This is a genomic window from Bradyrhizobium sp. OAE829 (assembly GCF_040546575.1).
In the GTDB taxonomy this organism is placed as follows: domain Bacteria; phylum Pseudomonadota; class Alphaproteobacteria; order Rhizobiales; family Xanthobacteraceae; genus Bradyrhizobium.
This window is the reverse complement of sequence record NZ_JBEPOE010000001.1, coordinates 5,527,416-5,551,326: the sequence shown is the minus strand read 5'-3', so window position 1 is coordinate 5,551,326 and position 23,911 is coordinate 5,527,416. Positions and strand designations below refer to the sequence as shown.

General features: G+C 63.1%; 29 protein-coding genes. 12 read left to right on the top strand and 17 right to left on the bottom strand.

The annotated features are described in order from the left end of the window. Nucleotides 1-111: 111 nt before the first annotated feature. Nucleotides 112-1,215, top strand: coding sequence for an NAD(P)/FAD-dependent oxidoreductase (locus tag ABIE49_RS26655; protein WP_192736780.1), 1,104 nt, complete (start codon nucleotides 112-114; stop codon nucleotides 1,213-1,215). 101 nt (nucleotides 1,216-1,316) lie between these two features. Here ABIE49_RS26655 and ABIE49_RS26650 read toward each other — a convergent pair whose 3' ends face one another. Further along, on the bottom strand, nucleotides 1,317-1,502 hold the full coding sequence (locus ABIE49_RS26650; RefSeq protein WP_192736781.1) for a YdcH family protein: 186 nt from the start codon (nucleotides 1,500-1,502) through the stop codon (nucleotides 1,317-1,319). 239 nt (nucleotides 1,503-1,741) lie between these two features. On the opposite strand from ABIE49_RS26650, the gene ABIE49_RS26645 reads away from it, so the two are divergent. The 3 genes from ABIE49_RS26645 (at nucleotide 1,742) to ABIE49_RS26635 (ending at nucleotide 2,773) form a co-directional block, all read left to right on the top strand. Next, nucleotides 1,742-1,948 carry a YdcH family protein gene (locus tag ABIE49_RS26645; RefSeq protein WP_192736782.1) on the top strand — a complete coding sequence of 69 codons (207 nt, stop codon included), beginning with the start codon at nucleotides 1,742-1,744 and terminating at the stop codon, nucleotides 1,946-1,948. Nucleotides 1,949-2,285: 337 nt separating this feature from the next. After that, nucleotides 2,286-2,498, top strand: coding sequence for a hypothetical protein (locus ABIE49_RS26640; protein ID WP_192736783.1), 213 nt, complete (start codon nucleotides 2,286-2,288; stop codon nucleotides 2,496-2,498). A gap of 23 nt (nucleotides 2,499-2,521) precedes the next feature. After that, entirely contained in the window at nucleotides 2,522-2,773 is a 252-nt protein-coding gene (locus tag ABIE49_RS26635) for a hypothetical protein (RefSeq protein ID WP_192736947.1), read from the top strand. A 127-nt stretch (nucleotides 2,774-2,900) separates the two neighbouring features. Here ABIE49_RS26635 and ABIE49_RS26630 read toward each other — a convergent pair whose 3' ends face one another. After that, on the bottom strand, nucleotides 2,901-3,581 hold the full coding sequence (locus ABIE49_RS26630; RefSeq protein WP_192736784.1) for a GGDEF domain-containing protein: 681 nt from the start codon (nucleotides 3,579-3,581) through the stop codon (nucleotides 2,901-2,903). 151 nt (nucleotides 3,582-3,732) lie between these two features. Between ABIE49_RS26630 and purE the strand changes: the two genes are divergently transcribed. Together purE and ABIE49_RS26620 are read left to right on the top strand one after the other, a co-directional pair. Continuing rightward, entirely contained in the window at nucleotides 3,733-4,221 is a 489-nt protein-coding gene (gene purE, locus ABIE49_RS26625; protein WP_192736785.1) for a 5-(carboxyamino)imidazole ribonucleotide mutase, read from the top strand. Then, on the top strand, nucleotides 4,218-5,318 hold the full coding sequence (locus tag ABIE49_RS26620) for a 5-(carboxyamino)imidazole ribonucleotide synthase (RefSeq protein WP_192736786.1): 1,101 nt from the start codon (nucleotides 4,218-4,220) through the stop codon (nucleotides 5,316-5,318). Before purE ends, ABIE49_RS26620 begins: the two co-directional genes overlap by 4 nt. Nucleotides 5,319-5,362: 44 nt before the next feature. Here ABIE49_RS26620 and aqpZ read toward each other — a convergent pair whose 3' ends face one another. Continuing rightward, nucleotides 5,363-6,085 (bottom strand): aquaporin Z, encoded by a 723-nt coding sequence (gene aqpZ, locus ABIE49_RS26615; protein ID WP_192736787.1) that lies wholly within the window; start codon nucleotides 6,083-6,085, stop codon nucleotides 5,363-5,365. Nucleotides 6,086-6,347: 262 nt separating this feature from the next. On the opposite strand from aqpZ, the gene rpsU reads away from it, so the two are divergent. Further along, a complete protein-coding gene (gene rpsU / locus ABIE49_RS26610; protein WP_192736788.1) occupies nucleotides 6,348-6,656 on the top strand; it encodes a 30S ribosomal protein S21 in 309 nt (102 codons plus the stop codon). Between the two features lie 196 nt (nucleotides 6,657-6,852). After that, nucleotides 6,853-7,485, top strand: a complete 633-nt coding sequence (locus ABIE49_RS26605; protein ID WP_192736789.1) for a tetratricopeptide repeat protein — start codon at nucleotides 6,853-6,855, stop codon at nucleotides 7,483-7,485. 140 nt (nucleotides 7,486-7,625) lie between these two features. Here ABIE49_RS26605 and ABIE49_RS26600 read toward each other — a convergent pair whose 3' ends face one another. The 14 genes from ABIE49_RS26600 to ABIE49_RS26535 form a co-directional block, all read right to left on the bottom strand. After that, complete coding sequence (locus tag ABIE49_RS26600) at nucleotides 7,626-8,588, bottom strand: hypothetical protein (protein WP_354066986.1); 963 nt, start codon at nucleotides 8,586-8,588, stop codon at nucleotides 7,626-7,628. Between the two features lie 232 nt (nucleotides 8,589-8,820). Then, nucleotides 8,821-9,105: a cupin domain-containing protein gene (locus ABIE49_RS26595; protein ID WP_192736790.1), complete on the bottom strand. Its 285-nt coding sequence runs from the start codon at nucleotides 9,103-9,105 to the stop codon at nucleotides 8,821-8,823. Between the two features lie 31 nt (nucleotides 9,106-9,136). Then, entirely contained in the window at nucleotides 9,137-10,234 is a 1,098-nt protein-coding gene (locus ABIE49_RS26590; RefSeq protein ID WP_354066985.1) for a calcium:cation antiporter, read from the bottom strand. 57 nt (nucleotides 10,235-10,291) lie between these two features. Further along, nucleotides 10,292-11,098, bottom strand: coding sequence for an alpha/beta hydrolase (locus tag ABIE49_RS26585; RefSeq protein ID WP_192736792.1), 807 nt, complete (start codon nucleotides 11,096-11,098; stop codon nucleotides 10,292-10,294). Nucleotides 11,099-11,115: 17 nt separating this feature from the next. Further along, entirely contained in the window at nucleotides 11,116-12,513 is a 1,398-nt protein-coding gene (locus ABIE49_RS26580) for an NAD(P)(+) transhydrogenase (Re/Si-specific) subunit beta (RefSeq protein ID WP_192736793.1), read from the bottom strand. 43 nt (nucleotides 12,514-12,556) lie between these two features. After that, entirely contained in the window at nucleotides 12,557-12,874 is a 318-nt protein-coding gene (locus tag ABIE49_RS26575; protein ID WP_009398926.1) for a proton-translocating transhydrogenase family protein, read from the bottom strand. Between the two features lie 19 nt (nucleotides 12,875-12,893). Then, nucleotides 12,894-14,018: a Re/Si-specific NAD(P)(+) transhydrogenase subunit alpha gene (locus ABIE49_RS26570; protein WP_192736794.1), complete on the bottom strand. Its 1,125-nt coding sequence runs from the start codon at nucleotides 14,016-14,018 to the stop codon at nucleotides 12,894-12,896. A gap of 136 nt (nucleotides 14,019-14,154) precedes the next feature. Further along, nucleotides 14,155-14,307 carry an aa3-type cytochrome c oxidase subunit IV gene (locus ABIE49_RS26565; protein ID WP_192736795.1) on the bottom strand — a complete coding sequence of 51 codons (153 nt, stop codon included), beginning with the start codon at nucleotides 14,305-14,307 and terminating at the stop codon, nucleotides 14,155-14,157. An 80-nt stretch (nucleotides 14,308-14,387) separates the two neighbouring features. Next, a complete protein-coding gene (locus ABIE49_RS26560; RefSeq protein WP_192736796.1) occupies nucleotides 14,388-14,774 on the bottom strand; it encodes a type II toxin-antitoxin system death-on-curing family toxin in 387 nt (128 codons plus the stop codon). Further along, nucleotides 14,771-15,031, bottom strand: a complete 261-nt coding sequence (locus tag ABIE49_RS26555) for an AbrB/MazE/SpoVT family DNA-binding domain-containing protein (RefSeq protein ID WP_192736949.1) — start codon at nucleotides 15,029-15,031, stop codon at nucleotides 14,771-14,773. The genes ABIE49_RS26560 and ABIE49_RS26555 overlap by 4 nt, the downstream gene beginning before the upstream one ends. Before the next feature lie 113 nt (nucleotides 15,032-15,144). Further along, complete coding sequence (locus tag ABIE49_RS26550; RefSeq protein ID WP_192736797.1) at nucleotides 15,145-15,732, bottom strand: dioxygenase family protein; 588 nt, start codon at nucleotides 15,730-15,732, stop codon at nucleotides 15,145-15,147. Nucleotides 15,733-15,806: 74 nt separating this feature from the next. Next, a complete protein-coding gene (locus ABIE49_RS26545; protein ID WP_192736798.1) occupies nucleotides 15,807-17,684 on the bottom strand; it encodes a M3 family oligoendopeptidase in 1,878 nt (625 codons plus the stop codon). A gap of 40 nt (nucleotides 17,685-17,724) precedes the next feature. Next, on the bottom strand, nucleotides 17,725-18,162 hold the full coding sequence (locus ABIE49_RS26540) for a hypothetical protein (protein ID WP_192736799.1): 438 nt from the start codon (nucleotides 18,160-18,162) through the stop codon (nucleotides 17,725-17,727). Between the two features lie 2 nt (nucleotides 18,163-18,164). Further along, nucleotides 18,165-18,497, bottom strand: a complete 333-nt coding sequence (locus ABIE49_RS26535) for a helix-turn-helix domain-containing protein (RefSeq protein WP_192736800.1) — start codon at nucleotides 18,495-18,497, stop codon at nucleotides 18,165-18,167. Between the two features lie 101 nt (nucleotides 18,498-18,598). Here ABIE49_RS26535 and ABIE49_RS26530 point away from each other — a divergent pair, with 101 nt between their 5' ends. The 4 genes from ABIE49_RS26530 to ABIE49_RS26515 all read left to right on the top strand — a co-directional run bounded on the left by ABIE49_RS26530 (nucleotide 18,599) and on the right by ABIE49_RS26515 (nucleotide 23,821). After that, complete coding sequence (locus tag ABIE49_RS26530) at nucleotides 18,599-18,940, top strand: hypothetical protein (RefSeq protein ID WP_192736801.1); 342 nt, start codon at nucleotides 18,599-18,601, stop codon at nucleotides 18,938-18,940. Nucleotides 18,941-19,065: 125 nt separating this feature from the next. Further along, a complete protein-coding gene (locus tag ABIE49_RS26525) occupies nucleotides 19,066-19,695 on the top strand; it encodes a TerC family protein (protein WP_192736802.1) in 630 nt (209 codons plus the stop codon). Between the two features lie 100 nt (nucleotides 19,696-19,795). Continuing rightward, nucleotides 19,796-21,301 (top strand): sigma-54-dependent transcriptional regulator, encoded by a 1,506-nt coding sequence (locus ABIE49_RS26520; RefSeq protein WP_192736803.1) that lies wholly within the window; start codon nucleotides 19,796-19,798, stop codon nucleotides 21,299-21,301. Nucleotides 21,302-21,652: 351 nt separating this feature from the next. Beyond that, on the top strand, nucleotides 21,653-23,821 hold the full coding sequence (locus ABIE49_RS26515) for a L,D-transpeptidase family protein (protein ID WP_192736804.1): 2,169 nt from the start codon (nucleotides 21,653-21,655) through the stop codon (nucleotides 23,819-23,821). Nucleotides 23,822-23,911: the final 90 nt, after the last annotated feature.

The following is a 23,911-nucleotide window of genomic DNA, read 5'->3' as shown; positions in this document are numbered from 1 at the left end:
TATGTCGAGGCAATCCAACGGGTTGTTGGGACATACTTCTGAACGAAACGATAATAAAACAAGCGCGCCGCGGGCGGGATCCCGCGCCAAATTTCCGGGCCTGAAGCGTACATGGACAAGGTTGATTGCGTCGTCATCGGAGCGGGAGTGATCGGGCTCGCGATCGCGCGGCGGCTCGCCCAGCACGGCCGCGAAGTCATCGTGCTGGAGGCGGCCGAAGGCATCGGCACCATCACCTCATCGCGCAACAGCGAAGTGATCCACGCCGGTATTTATTACCGCGCCGGCAGCCTGATGGCGCAAATGTGCGTCAGTGGCAAACGGGCGCTCTACGAATATTGCCGCGACCACGGCATCCCGCATCGCAATTGCGGCAAGCTGATCGTCGCGACGACGCCTGCGGAAACCGAAAAGCTGCAATCGATCCGTGCCCATGCCGAAGCCAATGGCGTCGACGACATGCAGCTTCTGACCGGCGAAGCGGCGCGGGCCCTCGAGCCGGCGCTCAATTGCGACGCGGCACTGCTTTCGCCGTCGACCGGCATCATCGACAGCCACGCCTACATGCTGGCGCTGCGCGGCGACGCCGAGGAAGCCGGTGCTGCCTACGCGTTTTACACGCCGCTGCTGCGCGCCCGGGCCAACGCGGGCAGGATCGAAATCGAGACGGGCGGCGATGCGCCGATGGTTCTGGAATGCAACCTGCTGGTCAACGCAGCGGGATTGGGCGCGCCTTCGGTCGCGCGCAGCATCGAGGGCATGCCGATCGAGTTGATACCGCCGGCGTATCTCGCCAAGGGCAATTATTTCAGCTGCAGCGCGCGGGCGCCGTTTTCACGGCTGATCTATCCGGTGCCGGAGCCCGGCGGGCTCGGCGTGCACCTCACCCTCGACATGGCCGGGCAGGCGCGCTTCGGTCCGGACGTGGAGTGGGTCGAGAGCATCGATTACGCCGTCGACCCGGCCCGTGCCGAAAGGTTCTATCCCGCGATCCGGCGCTATTGGCCGACGCTGCCGGACGGGGCGCTGATGCCGAGCTATTCCGGCATCCGGCCCAAGATCGTGCCACCTGCGGTTGCCACGCAGGACTTCCTGATCCAGGGACCGCGCGCGCACGGCGTCCCTGGACTGATCAACCTGTTCGGCATCGAATCCCCGGGACTGACGTCGTCCCTGGCGATCGCTGATCATATTGGTGAACTGGCAGAGCAGTAAGCGATAAATACAAGACAATTTCGCAATACAACCTATACGGATGAGCGCAAAAGCGCCCATCCGACGGTGAATTACGTTTCGCTATTCTGCTGGAGACCGGTTTAGTGGACCGTATCGCTGGCGGTTTGCTTCAACCGCTCGATCTCGTCCTTGACCATCAACTTGCGGCGCTTCAACTCGACAATGTGCAGGTCGTCTGTGGAAAGGTGCACGAGCGCTTCGTGCAATTCGTTTTCGAGGATCTTGTGTTTACGTTCAAGTTCAACAAGATGCGCCTGTAGAGCCATACGAAATCTCCTCGGTGGGTGAAACCTCAGATTCGATCCGGACGAATGAGTGTACACCAGCCGCCGAATCTGTCGATGGCTATCCAGAATCGGGGCTCTCATTTTTTCGGATTTATCTGTAACCAATCGTGACTATGGAACCGGGTCGGCTTGCGGACCGGGCCCGCAGGGACGATATTTCGCTGGCGGCTTCGCAAGCCGTCTACAACCTCATCGTGCTTTTGCAGTTAGCGTACGCCATGACCGACGAAGATGAGCGCGAGCTCGTAAACGAGCTTGCCCGGCTGCAGCAGGAGCATCGCGATCTCGATGCGGCGATCGACGCGCTGCATCAGTCGCCGGCGCCGGATCTGCTGCGGCTGCAGCGGCTGAAGAAGCGCAAACTGCAATTGCGCGACCGCATCGCCTTCATCGAAGATCAGATCACGCCTGATATCATTGCCTGATCGCAGGGCCTGATCGCGCCGGCGCCGGATGCTGCGGAGGACAAGCCGCACCACGACGAACAGCCGCAACCTGGATGCCGCCAATCGGTTCGCCCGGCAGGTGCGAGTTTTTTTTCGGATCGGTTGGGCTATAGCCAAACGACCGCCCGCCTGCGGCAAATCCCTTTTCCCCGAAATCCACAAGGCGCCGCGGTTGCGGCGAACTTTCAGAGCCGCGATCGCCTCGCCGGCAGCCGGTTGAACGCGGGAAAACGAATTTTCGCGCACGCTCTTTGCTTGACTCCAATAGAACAAAAGAGGAACATATCTCCCTGCTGCCAGCAAAGGGAGTTCTGTCATGTCCGCACCACCGTCCCTGTCCGACAACAGCCGCTACGAGCAAGCCTGCGATCAGGCGATCGCGATGTGCGACGGCAATCTGCGCTCGACCATCAAGGCGCTGATCATGGCCAACGAATATCTGGAAGCTGAGCTGGAGGAATTGCAGGCGGCGATATCCGCCGGATGCGTGCCGACCCAAACCTTGCGCACCAGCAGCACCGCTGCCTGAGCAGCGAAACCGGAGCGACGATGATGGCCGATGTCACCTATTACGTTGCATTGCCATTCCTGCAGGACGATGACGGCTCGCCGGTCGCTGGCGCTGCCGAGGAGTGCCAGAGTCCGACCACCGCGCTGCGCCGCGCCGAGATCCTGTCGCGAGCTCCCGGCAGCATCGGCGCAGTCGCGTTCAGCCGCAGCGGCGATCCCATGATCGGCGAATTCGGCGACGCGCAATTGCTGCGCAAGTTCGGCAACGTGCCGGACGATTTGAGCGGGCTGTAGTCGCTGCGAGCGTTCGTAGTTCGTAGGGTGGGCAAAGCGGAGCGTGCCCACCATTCAGTGCGATGATCAAAGATGGTGGGCACGGCGCAAGAGCGCCTTTGCCCACCCTACAAACTACGAATTCACCTCACGCCTCATGCCGCCGCTGCGCCTTGCGGATGTACATCGCGCTATCGGCCTCTTCCAGCGCGCGGCCCAATTCCGCGTGCAGGCCGAGGATCGTGACGCCGGCGGAGGCGCCCGCGGTTACGCTGCGGCCACCGAACACAAAGGTGAGGCGATCGATCGCCTCCTCCAGCAACGCCGCCTTGGCCCTGGCGTCGGTTTCGCTGAGATTCCACAACAGCAGCGCGAACTCGTCGCCGCCGAGCCGGCCGATCACGTCAGATGCGCGCACATGGGCCAGCAGCGTCTTCACGATGGCCTTGAGCACCTCGTCGCCGGCGGCATGACCGAAAGCGTCGTTGATCGGCTTCAGGCGATCGACGTCGAGCACGATCAAGGCGCCGCTCGCGTGGTACCGCTTGATGAAGGCGATCGCGCGGTGCAATTCGCGCTCAAAACCGCGCCGGTTCGGAATATCCAGCAGGAAGTCAGTATCGGCCGAGGCCTGCAGCTCCTCTATTCGTGCCCGAGCCCGCGCCAATTGCGTCTTGAGCCGGCGGATCGTCGATTTGGGGTCAACGGACGGGGCCGGGGGCGGGTTTGCGGACTTGCGGATCCCGCGCGGCGCGGCTTTTGGTCCTGCCGGGGCCGTTTTCGGGCGTTTTGCGGTTCCCGCAGCCGTCGCCCTGGTTTTCTTCTTCATGACCTTCCCTGTGCAGGCATGCGTATGAAGGCTTGCCCGGATTCACCAAGACAGGATAGTCCATTCCTAATCCCTTGCCATGCCTTGGATGACGCCCGGGCCGCCCCTATAATCGGCCTATGTTTCTGGATTCCCCAATAGAATTGACGAGATGACCGCACCGATCGCCATCATTATGGGAAGCCAGTCGGACTGGGAGACCATGCACCACGCCGCCGACACGCTGGCGGCGCTCGGGATCGACTGCGAAAAACGCATTGTCTCGGCCCATCGCACCCCCGACCGGCTGTTCGCTTTCGCCAAGGGCGCCAAGGCGGCCGGCTTCAAGATCATTATCGCCGGTGCCGGGGGTGCGGCGCATCTGCCGGGTATGGCGGCGGCGCTGACCGAGCTCCCGGTGTTCGGCGTTCCCGTCGAATCCAAGGCGCTGTCCGGCCTCGATTCGCTCTATTCGATTGTGCAGATGCCCGCGGGCGTCCCCGTCGGCACCCTTGCGATCGGCAAGGCCGGCGCGATCAACGCCGCCCTGCTCGCCGCCAGCGTATTGGCGCTGCACGATCCGGCGCTGGCGACGCGCCTAGCCGCCTGGCGCAAGCAACAGACCGATGCGGTCAAAGAGCGGCCGGAGGGCTTGGCGTGACGGCTTCCAACAATGTGAAGCTGAAGCCCGGCGACACCATCGGAATTCTTGGCGGCGGGCAACTGGGCCGGATGCTGGCGATGGCCGCGGCGCGCCTCGGCCTCCGCTGCCAGGTGTTTTCGCCGGACCCGGATTCGCCGGCCTTCGACGTGGTGCTGAACGCGACTTGCGCGGAATATGCCGATGTCGAGGCGCTCGAACTGTTCGCCAACGACGTCAACGTCATCACCTATGAATTCGAGAACGTGCCGGCCGCCACCGCCATGGTGCTGGCGGCGCGCCGTCCGGTGCTGCCGGCCCAGAAGATCCTGGAGACCACGCAGGACCGGCTGGTCGAAAAGGATTTTGTGAAGCGGCTCGGTATCGGCACCGCCGACTATGCCGATGTGTCGTCGGTGGAAACCTTGCGGGCGGCGATCAAGAAGATCGGCCTGCCCGCCGTGATCAAGACCCGCCGCTTCGGCTATGACGGCAAGGGCCAGGCCATCATCCGCGACGGCGACGATCTCACCCGGGTCTGGGAAGACCTCGGCACCAAATCGGCGATCCTCGAGGCCTTCATTCCGTTCGAACGCGAGATCTCGGTGATCGCTGCGCGCTCGGTCGACGGCCAGGTCGAGAGTTTCGACGTCACCGAAAACGAGCACCGCGACCACATCCTGAAAATCTCGCGCGCGCCGGCGCAGATATCGGATGCGCTGGCAGCGCAGGCACGCGGCATCGCCGAGCAGATCGCAACCGCGCTGAACTATGTCGGCGTGCTCGCGGTCGAGATGTTCGTGGTAGCGGAAAATGGCGGGCCGAAAGTGCTGGTCAACGAGATCGCGCCGCGGGTGCATAATTCCGGACACTGGACGCTGGACGGCGCCTCGATCTCGCAGTTCGAGCAGCACATCCGCGCCATCGCCGGCTGGCCGCTCGGCAAGCCGGTCCGTCATGGCGAGGTCACCATGACGAACCTGATCGGCGACGACATCCTCGGCTACGAGCAGTGGCTGACGGTTCCCGGCGCCACCGTGCACCTTTACGGCAAGGGGGCGCCGAAGCCGGGCCGCAAGATGGGTCACGTCACCGAAGTGTCGCCGCGCAAAAAATAGCCGCAAGCCCGCATCACGCGGGCTTGCGTTTAGGCGGCCTCGCGCTAGGCCGGCCTGCGGCCCTCAACGACGCCGGAGGGCTCCTCGCTAAGCCAGCGATAGATCACCCCGCCCAGCACGCCGCCGATCAGCGGCGCCACCCAGAACAGCCAGAGCTGCGCCAGCGCCCATCCGCCGACGAACAGCGCGGGGCCCGTGCTGCGCGCCGGATTCACCGAGGTGTTGGTGACGGGAATGCTGACGAGGTGGATCATGACAAGCGCCAATCCGATCGCCAGCGGTGCAAAGCCCGCCGGCGCCTTGCCATGGGTCGCGCCCATGATGATGAACAGGAACATCATGGTCATCACCACCTCGGTGATGAAGCAGGCAACCATGCTGTATTTGCCGGGCGAATGCGCGTCATAGCCGTTCGACGCAAAACCCTTGGTGACGTCGAAACCGGCAGCGCCGCTCGCGATCACATAAAGCAGCGCCGCCGCCGCAACGGCGCCGATCACCTGCGCGATGATGTAGGGCGCGATTTGCCCGGTTGGAAAGCGCCCGCCGGCCGCAAGCCCCACCGTGACGGCCGGATTGAGATGGCAGCCGGATATATGGCCGATCGCGTAGGCCATGGTGACGACGCTCAGTCCGAACGCAAAGGACACCCCCACCAGTCCGATACCCACCTGCGGAAAGGCGGCGGCGATGACGGCGCTGCCGCATCCCGCAAATGTCAGCCAGAACGTGCCGATGGCCTCGGCGGCATATTTCTTCGTATCCATGGTTGTCTCCCCAGATTGTCGTTGCCGGGTTGCTCAAAACACCGGGAACAGCCTCGATCTGGGCACATAACTTCCCAAATCAGGGCCGAACAGCGTCAGATTTGCCGCATTTCATGGCTTAACTTGGTCCGGCTGTTCGCTTCACAGGTGGACATCACAGGTTTTGTCTGGTAAATGCCCGCCTTCAGGTTAAGGGCTAGGCCTTTCGCCAGCTCTTCGCTTTACCAGAATTCCTATCCGATCAATTGAAAGAGGATGCCGCGTGCAGGTTCTCGTCCGCGATAACAATGTCGATCAAGCCCTCAAGGCGCTGAAGAAGAAGATGCAGCGCGAGGGTATTTTCCGCGAGATGAAACTCCGCGGCCATTACGAAAAGCCCTCCGAGAAGAAGGCCCGTGAAAAGGCCGAAGCCGTGCGCCGCGCGCGCAAGCTGGCTCGCAAGAAGCTGCAGCGCGAAGGCCTGCTGCCGATGAAGCCGAAGCCGGTGTTCGGTGCTGGCCCCGGTGGCGACCGTGGTGGTCCCGGTGGCGGTCGTGGCGGCCCGGGTGCAGGTCCGCGCGGACCGCGCTGAACGACCGAGCAGATTTGAATTGGAAAGCGCGGGCCCCGGCCTGCGCTTTTTTCTTTGGATTTTTTTCCTTTAGGTTTTTTGTTTGTCGGCCCGTGGGCCTTACGGGTTCGGTCCGCCGGTTGCGGCTATTTTGACCGATGCATTTTGCGGCGTGCCGGGCTACCTATGCGCCATGAACGCGCGAGCATTTCGTCATATGGCCATTCCGGCCGCCTGTTCGCTTTCTCGTGGCGTGCGCCGTACGGCCGTACTCGTCGCGCTGCTGACGATGCCGCTTGGCGGCTGCTCGTTCGATCTGGGATCGTGGGGCGCGGACAGCCCAAAGCCGCAGCCCGTGGCGCAGAAACCGACCGACAATATCAGCGCGCGTAGCGTCAGCGACTCGCAAGGCTATGCCACCCGCGGCCAGGTGCTCGCCAAGTCCGGCAAGAACCAAGAGGCGCTGGCGGAATTCGATCGCGCCCTCGCCCTCGATCCGTACAACGTCCAGGCGCTCTACGGCCGCGGGCTGATCTATCAAGGCGAGAAACAGTACCAGCAGGCGATCGAGGATTTCTCCGCCGCCAACGGCCTGACGCCGCAGAAGGTCGAGCCGTTGCTCGGCCGCGCAACAAGCTTTCTCGCGATCGACAAGGCCAAGGAAGCGGCCGCCGACCTCGACGAGGCGGTGCAGGCCGATCCCAATAGCGCACCGGCGTGGTCAGCCCGCGGGCAGGCCTATGAACGGCTCGGCGACAGGGCCAAGGCGGCCGCTTCCTATGGCCGCGCCATTGCGATCCGCCCCAAGGACGAAGCCGCGCGCAGCGGCCTGGCCCGCACCGGCGGGTAGCCTTTTCAAGCAAGGTCCCGTTCCGGTTCAATCGGAACACGGCTCTAATTTAGACGCAAAATCGCGAAATCAACCCCATGCAAAGTAGAAGCCCCGGTCGCGGCCTGCGTCCGGGGCGCGACAAGACACGGTCTTATGGATTATTTCGGCAGGACCGCGTGGAACAGCGACTTCGCCGTCGACAGTACGTCTTCGGCTACAGCCGTGCTGCGCTCGCGCACCGACGGCTCCGGCACATCGGCCCGCAAATCGAGCGGGCGCGAAACCGGGATTTCGGCCGGCGGCGTCGGACGGCGCGGATCGACAGACGCATTGGCGGCGTAAGGCGGCCTGCCCTGATCGAAGGTCTCCCCGCCTGAAGGCGTCGAAACCGAGATCGGCGGCGGCAGCGGGCGAAGCGCCGGCGCGGTTGCGACCCGCGGCATTTCGCTTCGTGGCGTCTCGATCCGGGGCGTCTCGATCCGCGTAGTCTCGACTCGCTGAGCTTCTGGGGTGCGCACCACTTCGGGTGCACGTGGCGAACCATCATTGTTGACCCGCAGACGCTCGATCGCAGCGCGCGCGAGGTCGTTGGCGTCGCGGCGGTCATCCGGCACAACAGCGGTTTCGACCGGCGGCGCGGCAACAGGCGCCGGCGGCGCGGCCGCGACGGCCGGCGCCACGGGCTGCACCGGTGACGGCAGCACGACCCTGATCTTTTCCTTTTCGCGTTCGCGCGGCGCGGCGCGGGTGGCGCGCGGCTCGGCCGGAACGCTCGCGGTCTCGGCCGGCGCGTCGGCGGGCTTCGCGTCAGCCTTTACGTCCGCCTTCACATCCGCTTTGGCTTCAACCTTCTCGACCACCGTCGGCCGTTCGGCCGCGGTCTTCTCGAGCAGTGCTTTTTCGGAAATGCCCTTGGCCCTGACGCCCGCCGTCGGCGGGTTGCCGGTTTCAGCGGCCTTGGCTGGCGCTTTGGGGTCGGCAGCCGATGCGGCGGCGGCGACAGGGGCGTCCGTGCCCGGCCTGGTGACGATGTAATGATTGACGATGTAAGCCCCGATGACGGTCGCTGCCACCGAAGGCAGGATGTCGATCGTGAATTTCGAAATATACTTCTTCAGCATGCCGGCCACTCCCCGCGGCAAGTTTGATGCGGGAACTTCTGGGCATATTGAGGGATCAACTAAGACGGATCGGTGGCAATTGTGCAGATCCTCATGAGGTTCCGTTTCTACCGCCCTGAGGCGACCCCGCCGGGCCTCCTTGTTGCGGGACTTTCCGGGAGCCGCACTATTAACGGCTTGTCAGGACCTGCGGCCGAAATGGGTCGGTTGCGGCGCTGCCGATAACGGACGGTCAGGGCTTCAGCTCGACCTCCAGGAACACGATCTCGGTTGCCGTCTCATTGAGCACGTCGTGCTCGACACCCGCTTTGCGGAAATAGGATTTACCGACGGCGAGCTGCGCCTTCGAGCGTTCGCCGTTCGGCGCCACGATGGTCATTTCGCCCGATGTCACCGGCACGATCACATAATCCATCCCATGGGTGTGGTGGCCGGTAGCACTGCCCGGCGCCAGCCGCCACTCGGTGACGCGAACTTCCGGGGTGTCGACCTGAACGTCTGACGTGGCGCTGAGCATTTTGGATGAACTCCGGGGAACGACAAGGGAACTACGGCACGAATACCATGAACAGGAACACGGCGAATACCACCATGTGCACCAGCCCGAACAGGATGTTGGTGCGCCCGGTGCCGAAGGTGAGCATGCTGAGGACGAAGGTCAGCACCAGCAGCACCATTTCCTGCGTGTTGAGCCCGAGCACCAATTGCTTGTCGAGCGTGTAAGCCGCGATGGCGACGGCGGGGATCGTCAGCCCGATGGTCGCAAGCGACGAGCCGAGCGCCAGATTGATGCTCTTCTGCAGATCGTTCTTGCGGGCGGCAGAAATGGCGGCGACGCTTTCCGGCAGCAGGATCAGCAACGCCACCAGCACGCCCGCGAAAGCCGGCGGCGCGCCGATGCTGGCAATCGCGATATCGACCACCAGCGAGAATTTCTTGGCCAGCAGCACCACCGCCAGCAGCGAGACCAGCAGTAGCGCGATGCTCAGCGCCAGCATCCGGTTCGACAGCAGCGATCCGTCAGCCGCGTCGCCTGTGGCATCGTTGATGAAATAATCGCGATGCCGGATGGTCTGGGTATAGAGAAACACACAATAGAGAATGAGCGTAACGACGCTGACAAAACCGAGCTGGGCGGCCGAATAGATCGGCCCCGGCGCCGTCAGCGTATAATTGGGCATGATCAGCGTGATGGTCGCCATCACGAACAGCACGCTGAGATACAGGTTGGCGCCGGAAACCTGAAAATCCTGCTCGCGATAGCGCAGCCCGCCGATGAAGATGCAGATGCCGACGAGGCCGTTGCACACGATCATGATCACCGCGAACACCGTGTCGCGCGCCAGCGCCGGCACCGGCTTTTCGCCGAGCATGATGGTCGCAATCAGCGCGACCTCGATGATGGTGACCGCCAGTGTCAACAACAGCGTGCCGTAGGGCTCGCCGATCCGCTCCGCGATCATTTCGGCGTGATGCACGGCCGCAAACACGGTGCCGAACAGGATCGCCAGCAGCAGCGCTGCGAACAGCAAACCGCCGGCCGTCGGTGTGAAGGTCAGCCCGAGCGCGGTGGCGACCACGAACAGCGCCACCGCCAAGGCGGGGAAAATCCACGACGATTTCGGCATCGGGCCGTGCGCGCTCATGCGGTCAAAATCCTTGAAATCATTGCCGTCCGACTATGCAGTAAACCATCGCCGCCGTCAGCCTTTTGCGGCGTTGATGAATTGCCGCGCTGCTGCCGTCGCGCCGTAAGCGTCGAGATCGTTGTGGCCACCGTCGGGGAACCTGACGAACGTCTTGGGCTCGTGCGCGAGCGCGAACAGGCGCTCGCCAAATGCGATCGGGATCGTGGCATCGCGCGCGCCATGCAGGACCAGCATCGGGGCCTTCACCCCGGTGATGCGCCGGTCGGAATAGAATGGATCTTTCATCGCCCAACGAACGGGGAAGATCGGAAATGCGGCAGCGCCAACGTCGGCAAGCGATGTATAGGGCGCCTCCAAAATGATCTTGCCAATCGGCTGCTCCGCCGCCAGCGCCACCGCGACGCCGGTGCCAAGCGAAAAACCCCAGGCCACGATCCTGTCCGCGCTGTATCGCGCTGTCGTGAAGGCATAGGCCGCAGCCGCATCCTGCAGCAATCCGCGCTCGCTCGGGTGTCCGCTCGAACCCGCATAGCCGCGATAGGACAGCGCGACGATGCCAGTGCCGTCGGCGATCAGTTCGCGAAAGCGCCCGAAGAAGCCGGCGAGGAAATCGCCATTGCCGTGGAAGTACAGAATGACGGGACGGCCGGGCCTGGCCGCAACATGCCAGACAATGACCTTCTCACCGTCCGCGGTGGTCAGCACATGCTCTTCGGCTTCCGGAAAACCGGCCGCCTGCGGCGTCGTTCGTGTGGCCGTTGGAATCGGAAACAGAAACGAGCGCTGCGCGAAGAACAGCCCGGCGAGCCCACAGGCATAAGCGACCGAAACGACAATCAGCAGCCATTTCAGGACGGTCATGACTTCCCGTGAGCGGGTTACATCCCCTTGACGATGTTCTCGGTCACCTTCTTGGCGTCGCCGAGCAGCATCATGGTGTTGTCGCGGTAGAACAAGGGATTGTCGATGCCGGCATAGCCCGACGCCAGCGAGCGCTTGATGAACATCACGGTTCCGGCCTTCCAGACCTGCAGCACCGGCATGCCGTAGATCGGCGAGGTCTTGTCGTCCTCGGCCGCCGGATTGGTGACGTCGTTGGCGCCGATCACGAAGGCGATGTCGGCCTGCGCGAATTCGGAGTTGATGTCCTCGAGTTCGAACACCTCGTCATAGGGCACGTTGGCTTCGGCCAGCAGCACGTTCATGTGGCCGGGCATGCGGCCCGCGACCGGGTGGATGGCGTACTTCACCTCGACGCCTTCCTTCTTCAGCAGATCGCCCATTTCGCGCAGCGCATGCTGGGCCTGCGCCACCGCCATGCCGTAGCCGGGCACGATGATCACCTTCTGCGCGTTCTTCATGATGAAGGCCGCGTCGTCGGCCGAGCCGAGTTTGGCAGGCTTCTGCTCGCCACCGCCACCGCCGGCCGCCGCGGTCTCGCCGCCGAAGCCGCCGAGGATGACCGAGATGAAGGAACGGTTCATCGCGTGGCACATGATGTAGGACAGGATCGCGCCCGACGAGCCGACCAGCGCGCCGGTGATGATCAGCGCGGAATTGCCGAGCGTGAAGCCGATGCCGGCCGCGGCCCAGCCGGAATAGGAGTTCAGCATCGAGATCACGACCGGCATGTCGGCGCCGCCGATCGGAATGATCATGAGCACGCCGAGCACCAGCGCGATGATCGTGATCAGCCAGAAGTCGAGCGCGCTGCCGGACCGCACCAGACCGAAGATGAAGAACACCAGCGCCAGAGCCAGCGCGATGTTGATGATGTGGCGCGCCGGCAGGATGATCGGCGCACCGCTCATGCGGCCGGACAGCTTCAGGAACGCGATCACGGAGCCAGTGAAGGTCAGCGCACCGATCGCGACACCGAGCGACATTTCGATCAGGCTCGCGGCGTGGATCTGCCCGGGCTTGCCGATGTCGAACGCTTCGGGCGCGTAGAACGCGCCGGCGGCCACCAGCACCGCGGCCATACCGACCAGCGAGTGGAAGGCGGCGACCAATTCCGGCATCGAGGTCATCGGCACCCGCCGCGCGATCACCGCACCGATGCCGCCGCCGATGGCGATGCCAAGGATCACCAGCACCCAGGCGAGGCCGTCCGCCGGCGGATGACTGGCGAGCGTGGTCGCGACCGCGATCGCCATGCCGACCATGCCGAACAAATTGCCCTGGCGGGACGATGCCGGACTGGACAAGCCGCGCAGTGACAGGATGAACAGCACACCCGCCACGAGATACAACAATGCAGCCAGATTGGCGTTCATCTCAGGTCCCCTATTGTCTTCGCCACCCCGAGGTGCACGCCGCTCACTTTACCTTCTTCTTGTACATCGCCAGCATGCGCTGGGTGACAAGGAAGCCGCCGAAGATATTCACGCAGGCGAAAATCAGCGCGATGAAGCCGAAGCCGCGCGCCCAGCCTGAGCCGCTCGAGATCATGGGAACGCCGACCGCGAGCAGCGCGCCGACCACGATCACCGACGAGATCGCGTTGGTCACCGACATCAGCGGCGTATGCAGCGCGGGGGTCACCGACCAGACCACGAAGTAGCCGACGAAAACGGCAAGGACGAAGATCGACAGCCGGAACACGAAGGGATCGACGGCCTGTGCAATATGATCCATGGCGGCTCTCCTGGGCTGGCTATTTAGGCTGGAAGTTCGGATGGATGACGGCGCCGTCTCTGGTCAGCGCCGTGGCCTTGACCAGTTCGTCTTCCCAATTGACCGCGAGCGCCTTGTTCGGCTTGTCGATCATGGTCTCGATGAAGGAAAACAGGTTTCGGGCGTACAGGCTCGAGGCGGACTGCGCGACACGGCCCGCGACATTGGTGTAGCCGACGATCTTGACGCCATCGGCATCGACGATTTCGCCCGCTCTGGCGCCCTCGACATTGCCGCCGCGCTCAATTGCCAGATCGATCAGGACCGAGCCGGGCTTCATCGACTTGACCATGTCGGCGCTGACAAGCTTCGGCGCCGGGCGGCCCGGGATCAGCGCGGTCGTGATGATGATGTCCTGCTTCTTGATGTGTTCGGCGGTCAGCGCGGCCTGCTTGGCCTGATACTCTTTCGACATTTCCTTGGCATAGCCGCCGGCGGTCTGGGCGTTCTTGAACTCCTCATCCTCGACAGCGAGGAATTTGGCGCCGAGACTTTCGACCTGCTCCTTGGTGGCGGGCCGCACGTCGGTCGCGGTGACGACGGCGCCAAGCCGGCGCGCGGTCGCGATCGCCTGCAGGCCGGCGACGCCGACGCCCATCACGAACACTTTTGCCGCGGGAACCGTGCCCGCTGCCGTCATCATCATGGGGAAAGCGCGGCCGAACGCCTCAGCGGCCTCGATCACCGCGCGGTAGCCGGCGAGGTTGGCCTGCGATGACAACACGTCCATCACCTGCGCGCGGGTGATGCGCGGCATCAATTCCATCGCGAAGGCAGACACGCCGGAGTCGGCGATAGTCTTGAGCGCCGCCTCGTTGCCGTAGGGGTCCATGATGGCGATGACCAGGGCGCCGCGCTTGTATTGGCCGAGTTCAGAGGCCTCCGGCCGCTTCACCTTGATGATGATGTCGGCATCCTTCAGCGCGTCCGCACTGATGGTGGCGCCGGCCGCGGTATATTCAGAATCCGGCAGGCCCGACTTGATGCCTGCTCCCGGCTCCACCACCACTTCGGCGCCGATCGCCTTGAACTTCTTCACGGTGTCGGGGGAAGCAGCCACCCGCGGTTCGGACGGATCGATTTCCTTGGCAACGGCAATCTTCATGGGGCCTCCGGCGGCGCGAGGGCGCGCGCGCAAGCAAACTAGCGTTATTTCCGCTTAGTTGGATACCGGTTTCATAACCGGGCGACGTGCATATTTTTCTGGTCACCGCCGCCCGGGCGGTGCAGCCGGCGACGCATCAGGTCAGGAAGTAGCCCATCAGGGCGACGATCACGACGACGGCCATGGTGCCGTATTTGACCAGCATGATGAACCCTTCATAGGTCTGCTCATGGGCCGGATAATCGTTGCCGTCAGCGGTCGTGTAGGCCACTTCGCTATGGTCTGCCATCGGTATCCCCAGTCAATCCACGATCTGGCGTGCAATTACCGCAAAGCCGCCAGCAGGGCAACGGGACAAAGCCTATCGGGTCATTCGGAAGGCCAATTATCCCGAATCCAGCGGGTCAGGCTTTCCTCGCTGACCTCGCCCGCGGCCAGGGAAAGAATGATGGCCGTCGCGTGCGCCGGATCGGGCGCGAACGGGATGTCGTTGACCCGCAAAAACACCATCATGGCGTGGAATGCGGTGCGCTTGTTGCCGTCCACAAAAGCGTGGTTCCGGGCAAGACCGAACGCATAGGCTGCGGCGAGCGCGGCCATATCAGTCTGTCCATAAGCCCATTGATTGACCGGCCGCATAACCGCCGACTCCAGAAGGCCGTGATCCCGGAGGCCTTCTGGTCCGCCAAACATCGCCAGTTGCTCGGCATGCATGTCGATGACTTCGTCGACATCGAGCCAGATTGGCTCACTCATTTTGCAAGCGCGGCAAACGTATCGCGGTATTCGTGCATGATCTGGCGGGCGATTTCCATCGTCCGCGCATGCTTGGGGTTGAACGGCGAAAGACGCAGGCTGCCATCCGGTTGCTCGACCGGATAGAACTTGTCGCCCTCCTTGAGATTCAGTCGGGCAAGGAGCTCTTTCGGCAGGATCACGCCGACCGAATTGCCAATCTTCCGAATTTGAAGCGCGGTATCCTCGATCTTGTACTCACGAGGGGCTTCATTCATGCCGCGAGGGGTCTTGGTCATAGCACCGGCTCCGTTATACGGAACGTATAACACGGCGGCCCCGCCTGTTCAACAAATGTTTTACCGGAAATGCCAGTGCGGCGCGAAAGCGCCTAGCCGACCACGAAGTCGAACCGCCCGGCGAGCCATCCAGCGTTCTTGGCGGTGCGCACCAGCAACGCCTTGCGGAACAGGCCGTCGGAGCGGTTCTGCGATTCGCCCGGGAAATAGAGCTGGGTGGTCAGCACGCGGCCGCCGCGCGGCTGTACCTTCACATGGATGTGGCGGGTGCGGCCGGGATAAACGCCCGGCACGACGCTGCGCAATCGATAGCGCCCTTCCGCATCGGTGAACTGATGACCGCGCAGCCGGAAACCGGAATTGTCATACTGGCCCTTGCCATCGGCCTGCCAGAAATCCAGCAAAGCGCCAGAGACCGGCTTGCAGGCACGGGTAAGCACGAACCCGACCAGTTCGACCGGCTGCCCTGCCATCCCCTCTTCAAACAGTTCGATCCGCTCGGGCGAGGACGGCTTGAAATACGGCCCTTCGGTCTGCGCCAGCGTTGCCGCCTCGCCGTCGTGGCAGGCGGGCGTGGGCGGAAGCGGCGCCTGGGCAACACTGCTTTCGATCCCGAACAGCGAACCGGCCACGAGGGCGCCCGCTCCAAGCACTGCGCGTCGTGTCGGCGTGTCGACCATGGGCGCTCCACTCCTGACGTTGCCGTCATGATGGGATGCGACGACGGCTGAAGTTTGTCGCCGCGGCGCGTGCGTCAGCCCATCGTTTCCAGTTCGTCGATCATGCCGGCGATGACCGACAGCCCGCCGTCCCAGAACTTGGGATCCTTGGCATCGAGCCCGAACGGCTTCAGCAGTTCGGAATAATGCTTGGTGCCGCCCGCCGCCAGCATCGCAAGATAGCGCTCGGCAAAACCGTCGGAGGCATTCTCGTAGACCGCATAAAGCGAGTTCACCAGGCAATCGCCGAACGCATAGGCGTAGACGTAGAACGGCGAATGGATGAAGTGCGGGATGTACATCCAGAAATTCTCGTAGCCCGGGCGGATGTCGATAGCCGGCCCGAGGCTTTCGCCCTGCACGCTGAGCCAGATCTCGCCGATGCGCTGGGCGGTCAATTCGCCGTTCTTGCGCTCGGTGTGGATGGCGCGCTCGAACGAATAGAACGCGACCTGCCGCACCACGGTGTTGATCATGTCCTCGACCTTGCCGGCGAGCAGCGCCTGACGCTGTTTCGCATTCTTGGTCTGTCCGAGCAGCCGCTTGAAGGTCAGCATTTCGCCGAACACGCTGGCGGTTTCGGCTAGCGTCAGCGGCGTCGGCGCCATCAGCGCACCGTTTTTGGCGGCCAGCACCTGGTGCACGCCGTGGCCGAGCTCATGTGCCAGCGTCATCACGTCGCGCGGCTTGCCTTGATAGTTCATCAGCACATAGGGATGCGCCGACGGCGTGGTCGGATGCGAGAACGCACCGGGCGCCTTGCCCGGCCGCACCGGCGCGTCGATCCAGCGGTCGGTGAAGAAACGCTCGGCGATATCGGCCATCTCGACCGAGAAGCCGCGATAGGCCGTCAGCACCATGTTGCGGGCTTCGGGCCAGGCGATCGTGCCGGTCGCCGCGAACGGCAGCGGCGCGTTGCGATCCCAATGCGCCAGCTTCTTCTTTTTGAACCAGCCGGCCTTGAGCGCGTAATAACGATGCGAGAGCCGTGGATAGGCCGACCTGACCGATCCGACCAGCGCATCGACCACCTCGCGCTCGACGCGGTTGTTGAGATGCCGGGAATCCGCGACATCCGCAAAGCCGCGCCAGCGATCGGAAATCTCCTTGTCCTTGGCGAGCGTGTTGGTGACGAGCGCAAAGGTCCGCTCATTCTCCTTGAAGGTTTTCGCCAGCGCCTGCCCCGCGGCCTTGCGCTTTTCCGGCGCGCGGTCCTGCAGGAAATTGAGCGTCGGCTCGATCGCCAGTTCTTTTCCGCCGACCTTGAAGCGCAGGCCGGAGATGGTCTGGTCGAACAGCCGGTTCCAGGCGGCATAGCCGCTCTGGGATTTTTCGTGAAACAACTGCTCGACGCGATCTTCGAGCTGATACGGCTTGTCCTTGCGCAGATCCTCGATCCACGGGCGATAGTAGGCGAGTTCGTGCGTCTGCAACGCGCGCTCAATCACGGTGTCGTCCACACGGTTGAGTTCGAGCCCGAAGAACAGCAGATGCACCGATGCGGCAGTTAGCCGTTCCGAGACGTCGCCGTAGAATTTCGTGATCGCGGGATCGACGCTGTCGCCGGCGTGGATGAGGCCGGCATAGGAGCCAAGGCGGCCTGCGAGGTCGTCGATCGCCTCGTAGCGCTTGACCGCTGCGGCGAGCCACTGCCCGCCATTATCCTTTGCAACGTTCTCGGCCAGCTTGCCCTTGTAGTCTGTCTCGAACGCGATGCATTCGGCATCCATCTCCTGCAAGTCACGCGCGACTTCGGGGGCGTCGATGCCGGAATAGAGGTCGGCCAGATTCCATTCCGGCAATTTGCCGGTTTTCGATTTGGCTGCGGTGGCCTTGCTGACGGCAGTTCCCTTGCTGATTGCGGTTTTGCGGGACGTCTTGCTGGCGCGGGATGTCGCAGATTTCGCGTTCATGAACACTTTCAGATTGGCGTGATGATTTTTGACGAGGCGATCAGGCGAACGCTGCCAGCTGCGGCGCGAGCTGCACCAGCAGCTCTTCGGTCTCCGCGATCATCGGCTCGAGTTTTTCGTGAAAGGCGCTCCGAATCGCACACCACAGCGTGATCGCCTTGACCATCAGCCACGACGTGGACGGGACCGCCGCCCTTGCGTGCAGCGCGACGATATCGAGGTTTCGATGCTCGAACAGCAGCCGGCCCGATCCGTCTTCCAGAATATAACGCCCCCCGATCCGGGACACACACAGCTCGCAGGCCTGATCCGGAAGCGGGCCCAACAGATAGAACTGGGCATCGCCTTTTTCGGTGATGCCGGTTTCCCATTCGCGGCCGGTCGATGGCGCGAGCGCAGCCTGCAATGCCGCGCAGATTGTATTGAGTTCCCGTTCGCTCCAGATGCCGGTTTCCTGTGTGCGCTCGAACGCAACCACGCTCATTTGCTTTCCGCTCCGAACAGCAGCCGGTGCAATTCCGGCTCGTAGTACAATAATAGATGCCTAGCGAACGCCGCCTGTTCAAGACCCAACTCGCTGGCCCACGCGCCCATAATTTCAGTTGGAACGCGGCTGAACCCGTTCTCGACCTGTGAGATGAACGTATAATATTTGAGACCGAGGCGCGCGGCGAGATCTGCCTGCGACAATCCGGCATCGGCCCTGCGCAGCTTGAGCCAATCCCCAGCCTGTTTCCGCAATTGCTTGGCTTCCGTGGCGACCTTGCCAGGCACCTGTACAGCGAAAACATCTTGATGTTTTGCTCGTTTCATGATTACTAAACTACCTAGATTGAATTCCGGAACAGGCAATGTTCCCTACCACAATCTCGCGGTTTCCCTCAGTTCGCGAATCTCTGGGAGGACAATAATCCATGGCTATCGCAGATCGCGGCCCGATTGTCCGGACCAAGGGCCAGGAAAACACCGCCCGTGGCAAGGAGCTGATGGCCGGCATCCTGCTGGTGGCGCTGGTCGCGACGCTCGGAATCCGCAACCTCGTGCCTGTTGATGCGCTGACGCCAGCGATTGTCACCCTGCTGTTTGCGATTGGCGCGACGACGGCCGGCTTCGCGCTGCTGTGCCGGCGCGACCGGTTCCGCACCATGTGGTTCGACCTCGCCGGCAGCGTGACTTTCATCGGCGTCGTGCTGTCCGTTCTGATCGAGCCGGACCAGATGATCAGGCTCTTCGCCCTTTCGGACCAACCTGAGTAGCGGGAGCAGTTTTCCGCGGATCGACCTTTCGTCTTTTTTTGACTGTGCACGTCCAAGCCCGGGCCCCTCTGGCAGTTCAAGCGAACTGCGATGTCGGATTGGACTCCTGAACGGAGTGGCCCCGCATGCTGGACTTAATTACCTCGCAACACCTGACAGCGCTTTTTCAGGTCATCATGATCGACCTGGTGCTCGCCGGCGACAATGCGATCGTCATCGGGCTCGCAGCCGCCGGGCTACCCGAGGGTCAGCGCAAGAAGGCGATTTTGATCGGCATTTTGGCCGCCACGGTCCTGCGCATCGGTTTCGCTTCCGTCACGGTTCAGTTGCTGCAAATCATCGGACTGCTGCTTGCGGGCGGCGTTCTTCTGCTTTGGGTATGCTGGAAGATGTGGCGTGAGCTGCATACGTCGCATCAACCGAAGTTTCAGAGTTTGTCGTCCGCAGCGATCGATACCGATGCGGGCCGCCAGAAGACGCTTGGCCAGGCCGTTTGGCAGATCACGCTCGCCGACGTGTCGATGTCGCTCGACAATGTGCTCGCCGTCGCGGGTGCGGCGCGCGAGCATCCAATGATCCTGATATTCGGTCTGGGACTTTCCATTGCGCTGATGGGGCTCGCCGCCAACTTCATCGCGCGGCTCCTGGAAAAGCATCGCTGGATCGCCTATGTCGGCCTCGCCATCATCCTCTATGTGGCTTTCGACATGTGCTATCGCGGCGTCCTGGAGGTGTGGCCACACCTCAACGCCTAGCCGCCTCACACAGCCGCCCTCCAACAATTAAGTGTGCGTTAATCGCCATAGGCGAGAGTGCCCCGATTCGATACAGTTAGCGTAACGTGCGGGGTAAACCATGGCTGCCACCATTCTGATTGCTGATGACGACGCGGTGCAGCGCCGTCTGGTAGAAAACATGGTGCAGAAATGCGGCTATGAGTCCCTCGTGGTCGACAGCGGCGACGCCGCCGTGGCCTTGCTGACCGCCCCCGACGCACAACCGATCGATGCCGTCGTTCTCGATCTCGTGATGCCCGGTCTCGACGGGCTCGGCGTGCTCGCAAAAATTCGTGATGCCGGATTGACCGTTCCCGTCATCGTGCAGACCGCCCATGGCGGCATCGACAATGTGGTTTCGGCGATGCGCGCCGGCGCGCAGGATTTCGTCGTCAAGCCGGTCGGCTTCGAACGGCTGCAGGTCAGCTTGCGCAACGCGCTCAACACGCAGGCCTTAAAGGGCGAATTGCAGCGCATCCGTCACAGCCGCGAAGGCCGGCTGACCTTTGCCGATATCATCACCCGCAGCGAAACCATGGCAGGCGTGCTGCGCACTGCGCAGAAGGCCGCCTCATCGGGCATTCCGGTGCTGATCGAAGGCGAGTCCGGCGTCGGCAAGGAATTGTTTGCCCGCGCCATCCACGGCAGCAGCGAGCGCAAGGCCAAGCCGTTCGTGGCCGTCAACTGCGGCGCGATCCCCGACAATCTCGTCGAATCGATCCTGTTCGGTCACGAGAAGGGCGCTTTCACCGGCGCCACCGAACGCCACATGGGCAAGTTCGTCGAAGCGTCCGGCGGCACGCTGTTCCTCGACGAGGTCGGCGAACTGCCGCTTGCAGCCCAGGTAAAACTGCTCCGCGCATTGCAGGAAGGCACGGTTGAGGCCGTCGGCGGCCGCAAGCCGGTGAAGGTCGACGTCCGCATCATTTCGGCGACCAACCGCAAACTGCTCGACCTCGTGAAGAACGGCGCCTTCCGCGAGGACCTGTTCTATCGCCTGCACGTGCTGCCGCTGACCATTCCTCCGCTTCGCATGCGCCGGGAAGACATCCCGCATCTGTTGCGGCACTTCCTGGCGCGGTTCAGCGCCGAAGAGAACCGCACCATCACCGGCATCAGCGGTGAAGCCATGACGCATCTGGCGCAGCTCGATTGGCCCGGCAATATCCGCCAGCTCGAAAACACCGTGTATCGCGCCGTAGTGCTGAGCGAGAGCGACCAGCTTGGCCTGTCGGACTTCCCGCATGCCGCCGCCCACCACATCGTCCCGGACACGGACACCCAGGCTCTGCACGGCGAACCGCTGATCGTGGGTCCGTCGACCGCGCCTGCGATGGTTTCCGGTAGTGAGATACCGATCGCGCCGCTGAGCAACAGCGGCAGTCTCGCGATGCTGACTCCCGCGGGCGAGGTGCGGCCGCTCGAGGAAATGGAAAACGAGATCATCCGTTTCGCGATTTCGCACTATCGCGGGCAAATGTCGGAAGTGGCGCGCCGGCTGAAGATCGGCCGCTCCACGCTCTATCGCAAACTCGATGAGGCCGCCGCCAACGATCCGGCTGAGGGCGCGCAAGATACCAATTGAGCAGCAACTGAGCCCCACGGACGATTGTGGCGCTCCGGTGGCAAGGCTTGAGCGCCATCGGCGATTCGGGAACCTTCGAACCGTGGCTTGCCGGTGACAGACAAATGTCAGGGGGCATGGCAAAACCACGCCACCCGAATTGCAACTGGTGGTTTGAGGTCAGTTTGTCGTGAGTTGCCCCCCATGGCGCTGGCTGCATGAAAGGGGCGCATGTATCGTCTGCGTTTGAATCGTTGCGTGCAGGCGTACCGACTTAAAGCGATCGAGGCCGGCGCTTTCGCGCAAGCTGTGACGAGCGATACCTGAAGGACTGCTCCATGCCGGGGTAGTTCCGCCCAAGGGGGTGTGACGATGCGTGACTGTTCGACCAACCGTGCTGGGTTTGACCGCGTGCTGATCGCTGTCGCGGCAACCTTCCTCGCGGTGTCCGCGACCTCTGCACTGGCCGGTCAGAGCGATACGCCCCGGACCAGTGCTGCAGAGCTCGCAATCGATGCAGCGGTCCCGCGTCCCGAACCGGCCAACGTTCCACCGCCGACCATCGGCGATTTCAAGATCGAGAGCACCGCGTCGGTGCCCGATCCAGCCAAGACGGCAGCGCCCGCACCGGGCACGACTGCAACCGTTCCCGATCCGAAGCCGGCCGAAACCGTCGCCGCGCCTGCGGCTGCGCCCCCCAAGATCGACGCTCCCAAGAGCGACACCGCGACCACGACGCCCGCAACGCCTGCGCCCGCAACGGCTGCGGCACCTGCCGCGGAGCCGGTCAAGGCCGCGAGCAGTGTCGCGCCGGCGGATCAGCCGGTCGCCGACAAATTGCGCGACATGCTTGCCAGCAAGGCGCTGCGCACGTTCGATCGCAAGGGCGAGCGCGCCGCGGTCGAAAAATTCTACAGCGCCCGCGAATATGCGCCGCAGTGGACGCAGGCCGGCAAACTGACCGCCAGCGCCAAGGGCGTCGTCGCGCGCCTGAAGGACGCTGCTGCCGACGGCCTCAACCCTGCCGACTATCCGGTGCCGGATTTCGCAGCCGCCACCTCGCCCGACCATCTGGCCGACGCCGAACTGAAGCTGACAGCCAGCATGCTCGATTATGCACGCCAAGCGCAGAGCAGCCGGATGCACTGGTCGCAGGTCGCCGCCGACATCCTCTATCCCGAGCATCCGACCGATCCGGCCGAAGTGCTGGCCAACATCTCGACCGCCAAGGATGCTTCCGCAGCGCTCGAGGGCTACAATCCGCCGATCAAGCTGTACAAGGATTTGAAGGCCAAGCTCGCCGAACTGCGCGGTCAGGGTGAAGGCCCGGTGGTGCCGATCGCCGAAGGCGCTCCGCTCGCATTCAAGGCCGCCACCAAGAAACAGCCGGAGGTCGCCCCCGAAGATCCGCGCGTGCCGCAACTGCGCGCCAAGCTCGGCGTCACCGAAAATCCTGACGACACCAGGTACGACGCCAAGGTCGCCGCCGCCGTGCGCAAGTTCCAAGAAAGCGCCGACCTCAAGCCGACCGGCGTGCTCGACGACAAGACCGTCAAGGCCATCAACAGCCCGAAGCGTGATCGCCAGATCGACATCGTGATCGCCAACATGGAGCGCTTGCGCTGGCTGCCGCGCCAGCTCGGCGTGCCGGCGCTCAACAATGCCTATGTCATCCTCAACGTGCCCGACTTCACGCTCAAGGTGATGCAGGGCGGCGCCCAAGTCTGGACCACCCGCGTCGTGACCGGCAAGCCGGGAAACCACGCCACGCCGATGCTGACCGAGACGATGAAGTTCATCACCGTCAATCCGACCTGGAACGTGCCGCCGTCGATCATCTACAACGAATATCTGCCGGCGCTGCAGCAGGATCCGACCGTGCTGCAACGCATGGGATTGAAGCTAGAACGCAACCGCGACGGCTCGATCCACATCTCGCAGCCGCCGGGTGAAGCCAATGCGCTCGGCCGTATCCGCTTCAACTTCCCGAACAAGTTCCTGGTCTATCAGCACGACACGCCGGACAAGAACCTGTTCGCCAAGGAAGAGCGCGCCTTCAGCCATGGCTGCATGCGGGTGCAAAATCCGGATCAGTACGCCTCGACGCTGCTCAACATCGTCATGCCGAACGACAAATACACGCCGGAAAAAATCCGCAGCATGTATGGCCGCAGCGAGATCGACCTGAGATTCCCGACGCCGATCCCGGTCCACATCACGTACCAGACCGCGTTTGTGGATGATTCCGGCAAGCTGCAGATGCGCCGGGACGTTTACGGCCGCGACGCAAAAATGCTGCCGCTGATCAAGAACTCCGGGAGCAGGGATCTGGAGAACGTCGTCGCCCATGCCAACCCGAGCTACGTCCGGCCGAGCGGCGCGTCACTGCCGTCCAACGTCGCCTTCAACAATGATTACGGCAGCTCCGGTCCTTCGTTCTTCGAGCGGCTGTTCGGCGGACCATCGGTCACGCCCCCCGCGCCGGTCGGCCGCCGGCCGCAAGCGCAACCCCAGCAGCAACGGCGGGTGATCACCCGTTAATCTCCGGGGGTCTTAATCCCCGGGTCCCCGCCACCTGTCGAAATGTTTAAGTAAAATCAATGATCTCGCCGCTTTGGCGAGATCGTTTAC

Bases quoted from the DNA above. Each gene is read 5' to 3' on its own strand.
- ABIE49_RS26565 (WP_192736795.1), bottom strand. From the start codon at position 14,307: ATGGCAGACCATAGCGAAGTGGCCTACACGACCGCTGACGGCAACGAT.
- ABIE49_RS26545 (WP_192736798.1), bottom strand. From the start codon at position 17,684: ATGAACGCGAAATCTGCGACATCCCGCGCCAGCAAGACGTCCCGCAAA.
- ABIE49_RS26650 (WP_192736781.1), bottom strand. From the start codon at position 1,502: ATGGCTCTACAGGCGCATCTTGTTGAACTTGAACGTAAACACAAGATC.
- ABIE49_RS26530 (WP_192736801.1), top strand. From the start codon at position 18,599: ATGGCTATCGCAGATCGCGGCCCGATTGTCCGGACCAAGGGCCAGGAA.
- ABIE49_RS26645 (WP_192736782.1), top strand. From the start codon at position 1,742: ATGACCGACGAAGATGAGCGCGAGCTCGTAAACGAGCTTGCCCGGCTG.
- ABIE49_RS26560 (WP_192736796.1), bottom strand. From the start codon at position 14,774: ATGAGTGAGCCAATCTGGCTCGATGTCGACGAAGTCATCGACATGCAT.
- ABIE49_RS26640 (WP_192736783.1), top strand. From the start codon at position 2,286: ATGTCCGCACCACCGTCCCTGTCCGACAACAGCCGCTACGAGCAAGCC.
- ABIE49_RS26580 (WP_192736793.1), bottom strand. From the start codon at position 12,513: ATGAACGCCAATCTGGCTGCATTGTTGTATCTCGTGGCGGGTGTGCTG.
- ABIE49_RS26535 (WP_192736800.1), bottom strand. From the start codon at position 18,497: ATGAAACGAGCAAAACATCAAGATGTTTTCGCTGTACAGGTGCCTGGC.
- ABIE49_RS26550 (WP_192736797.1), bottom strand. From the start codon at position 15,732: ATGGTCGACACGCCGACACGACGCGCAGTGCTTGGAGCGGGCGCCCTC.
- ABIE49_RS26515 (WP_192736804.1), top strand. From the start codon at position 21,653: ATGCGTGACTGTTCGACCAACCGTGCTGGGTTTGACCGCGTGCTGATC.
- ABIE49_RS26595 (WP_192736790.1), bottom strand. From the start codon at position 9,105: ATGCTCAGCGCCACGTCAGACGTTCAGGTCGACACCCCGGAAGTTCGC.
- ABIE49_RS26555 (WP_192736949.1), bottom strand. From the start codon at position 15,031: ATGAATGAAGCCCCTCGTGAGTACAAGATCGAGGATACCGCGCTTCAA.
- ABIE49_RS26590 (WP_354066985.1), bottom strand. From the start codon at position 10,234: ATGAGCGCGCACGGCCCGATGCCGAAATCGTCGTGGATTTTCCCCGCC.
- aqpZ (WP_192736787.1), bottom strand. From the start codon at position 6,085: ATGGATACGAAGAAATATGCCGCCGAGGCCATCGGCACGTTCTGGCTG.
- ABIE49_RS26585 (WP_192736792.1), bottom strand. From the start codon at position 11,098: ATGACCGTCCTGAAATGGCTGCTGATTGTCGTTTCGGTCGCTTATGCC.
- ABIE49_RS26575 (WP_009398926.1), bottom strand. From the start codon at position 12,874: ATGGATCATATTGCACAGGCCGTCGATCCCTTCGTGTTCCGGCTGTCG.
- ABIE49_RS26570 (WP_192736794.1), bottom strand. From the start codon at position 14,018: ATGAAGATTGCCGTTGCCAAGGAAATCGATCCGTCCGAACCGCGGGTG.
- purE (WP_192736785.1), top strand. From the start codon at position 3,733: ATGACCGCACCGATCGCCATCATTATGGGAAGCCAGTCGGACTGGGAG.
- ABIE49_RS26525 (WP_192736802.1), top strand. From the start codon at position 19,066: ATGCTGGACTTAATTACCTCGCAACACCTGACAGCGCTTTTTCAGGTC.
- ABIE49_RS26600 (WP_354066986.1), bottom strand. From the start codon at position 8,588: ATGCTGAAGAAGTATATTTCGAAATTCACGATCGACATCCTGCCTTCG.
- ABIE49_RS26630 (WP_192736784.1), bottom strand. From the start codon at position 3,581: ATGAAGAAGAAAACCAGGGCGACGGCTGCGGGAACCGCAAAACGCCCG.
- ABIE49_RS26635 (WP_192736947.1), top strand. From the start codon at position 2,522: ATGGCCGATGTCACCTATTACGTTGCATTGCCATTCCTGCAGGACGAT.
- ABIE49_RS26655 (WP_192736780.1), top strand. From the start codon at position 112: ATGGACAAGGTTGATTGCGTCGTCATCGGAGCGGGAGTGATCGGGCTC.
- ABIE49_RS26605 (WP_192736789.1), top strand. From the start codon at position 6,853: ATGGCCATTCCGGCCGCCTGTTCGCTTTCTCGTGGCGTGCGCCGTACG.
- ABIE49_RS26520 (WP_192736803.1), top strand. From the start codon at position 19,796: ATGGCTGCCACCATTCTGATTGCTGATGACGACGCGGTGCAGCGCCGT.